Raw genomic sequence first — 2,886 nt, 5'->3', positions numbered from 1 at the left:
TGGCCTCGGTGGGACCGTACGCATTGACCACCACCACATCCGGATGCGCGGCCCGCCACGACGCCAGCGCCTCCCCCACCAGCGCCTCACCACCGGTGATCAACGTCCCCGACGGCGACACCTCCTCAGGCAGCGCCTCCAACAGACCCAAGTGCGACGGGGTCACCTTCATAAACGACGGCCGACCAACATCCCCCGCCCGCTCATCAAGCTCACCCAAAACCACCCGGCCACCACTCACCAACGGCGTGTACAGCGCCGTCACCGTCAGATCGAAGGCCACCGAAGAGTGCAGCAAGGCAGTACCCGACGCATCCGGATACACCTCACGCGCCCGCTCCAAATACGCCCCCACCGAACGATGCTCAACCACCACACCCTTCGGCCACCCCGTCGAACCCGACGTATAAATCACATACGCCGGAAGCGACAGCTCCCGCACCTCTTCCACCGGCGTGTCCGCGTACTCGTCAGCCGCCGCGAGGTCCTCCACCTCATCGATCACCAGCACCGGCCGCGCATCGCCCAGGATGTGGGCCTTGCGCTCCGCCGGATACCCCGGATCCACCGGCACATACGCACCACCCGCCTTCACCACACCCAGCAGCACCACCACCAACTCCACCGACCGAGGCAGCACCACACCCACAAACGACTCCGGACCCACCCCCTGCCCCACCAACCACCGAGCCACCCGATTCGACCACGCCTCCAACTCCCCATACGTCAAACGGACATCGCCACACACCACCGCCACCGCGTCCGGCGTCCGCGCCACCTGCTCCCCGAACAACACGGGCAACGACACACCCCGCACACCCCGCGACTCACCATTCCACCCGACCAGCACCCGCTCCCGCTCCACCCCGGACAGCAACTCCACATCACCGACGCGACGCTCGGGATCCTCAGCGAGCGCGGTCAGAACACGCACGAAACGCTCCGCGATGCCTTGCGCCGTGGCTCGGTCGAACAGGTCGGTGCTGAAGTCCAGAGCCCCCTCCAGCACCACACCCCCGGCCGCACCATCGCCCCGCCGCTCGCCCAGCCGGAAGGACAGGTCGACCTTCGCCCCGCCCACGGCCACCGGCTCGTTCGCCACGGTCAGACCCGGCAGCGAGGCGACCGCGGTCTCCGCGCCCTGCTCGGTGTTGTTCAACGTGAGCATCGTCTGGAAGAGCGGATGCCGGGACAGCGAACGCTCCGGGTTGACCACCTCGACCAGCCGCTCGAAGGGCAGATCCTGGTACGCGTACGCCTCCAGATCCCGCACCCGCACCCGTTCGATCAGCTCCGCGAACGTCGGGTCGCCGGAAGTGTCCGTCCGCAGCACCAGCGTGTTCACGAAGAAGCCGACCAGGTCGTCCAGCGCGTCATCGGTGCGGCCGGCCACGGGGGTGCCGAGGGGGATGTCCGTCCCCGCGCCCAGGCGCGTGAGCAGCGTGGACAGCGCCGCCTGCACCACCATGAACAGGCTGGCCCGGCGCTCGCGTGCGATCCGTGTCAGCTTCTCGTGCAGCTCCGGAGCGAGGTCGAGGGGGACGGAGTCGCCCTGGTAGGTGGCGGCCGCCGGGCGGGGCCGGTCGAACGGCAGGGGCAGCTCTTCCGGAAGGTCGGCCAACGCGGCCTTCCAGTAGGTCAGTTGGCGGCTGATCTCACTATCGGGGTCATCCTCGGCGCCGAGCACCTCGCGCTGCCAGATGCTGTAGTCCGCGTACTGCACCGGCAGCGGCTCCCAGCCGGGAGCCCCACCGGAGCCGACCCGCGCCGCGTACGCACTGGTCAGATCGCGGGCCAGCGGGCCCATCGACCATGCGTCGCTCGCGATGTGATGCGCGACGACCAGCAGTACGTACGCGTCGTCGCCCAGCTCGAACAGCCAAACCCGCAGCGGTCCTTCCGCCCGGAGGTCGAAGGCGTGGCGGGCCGCACCGAGGAGTTCGGTGCCCAGCTGTGTCTCGTCAGTCCGTACCACGGCGAGCCCCACCGCTTCGGCGTCCCGGACGACCTGGTACGGACCGTCGCCGTCCTCGGCGAACACCGTGCGCAGGCTCTCGTGCCGCGCCACCACATCGCCCAGGGCCATCCGCAGCGCGCGCTCGTCCAGCTCACCGCTCAGCCGCAACGCCACCGGGATGTTGTACGTGGCACTCGGCCCCTCGAACTGATGCAGGAACCACAGCCGTTGCTGGGCCAGCGACAGCGGCAGCCGCGCCGGGCGCGGTTCCACCGCCCGTAGCGGCGAGCGCCCCGCGGCGGAGGCGTCCAGCACGGTCGCGAGCTCGGCGACGGTGGGCGCCTCGAAGACCCGCCGCACCGCCAGTTCGACGTCCAGGACCGAGCGGATCCGGCTGACCAGCTTCGTGGCCAGCAGAGAGTGGCCACCGAGACCGAAGAAGTCGTCGTCGATGGTGACCGACTCCACGCCCAGGACCTCGGCGAACAGACCGCACAGGATCTCCTCGCGCGGCGAGCGCGGGGACCGGCCGCCGGTCGAGCCCGGGCCGTAGTCGGGCGCGGGCAGGGCTCGACGGTCCAGCTTGCCGTTGGGCGTCAGCGGGAGGGCGTCCAGGGTCATGAACGCGGACGGCACCATATAGTCGGGGAGCTGTGCGGCCACATGCCGACGCAGCTCGGCGCCGTTCGGCACGCCACCATCGGCCACCGGGACGAGATAGCCGACCAGCCGCTTGTCGCCGGGCCGGTCCTCGCGGACGAGGACCGCGGCCTGCGCGACTTGGTCGTGCCCGGCCAGCACCGTCTCGATCTCACCCAGTTCGATCCGGAAGCCACGCAGCTTGACCTGGTCATCAACCCGGGACAGATACTCCAGCTCCCCCTCGGCCGTCCACCGCACCACATCACCCGTGCGATACATCCGCCCAC

Annotated in this window: 1 protein-coding gene; it reads right to left on the bottom strand. The window is 69.7% G+C overall.

Annotated features, from left to right (window positions below):
• A partial coding sequence (locus ABD329_RS47580) for a condensation domain-containing protein (RefSeq protein WP_344318243.1) occupies positions 1–2,886 on the bottom strand: 2,886 nt, incomplete at both ends.

The sequence above is a fragment of the Streptomyces javensis genome, from assembly GCF_039525925.1.
In the GTDB taxonomy this organism is placed as follows: domain Bacteria; phylum Actinomycetota; class Actinomycetes; order Streptomycetales; family Streptomycetaceae; genus Streptomyces; species Streptomyces asiaticus.
The sequence above is the reverse complement of the archived record's forward strand: the minus strand, read 5'-3'. Positions and strand labels throughout refer to the sequence as shown.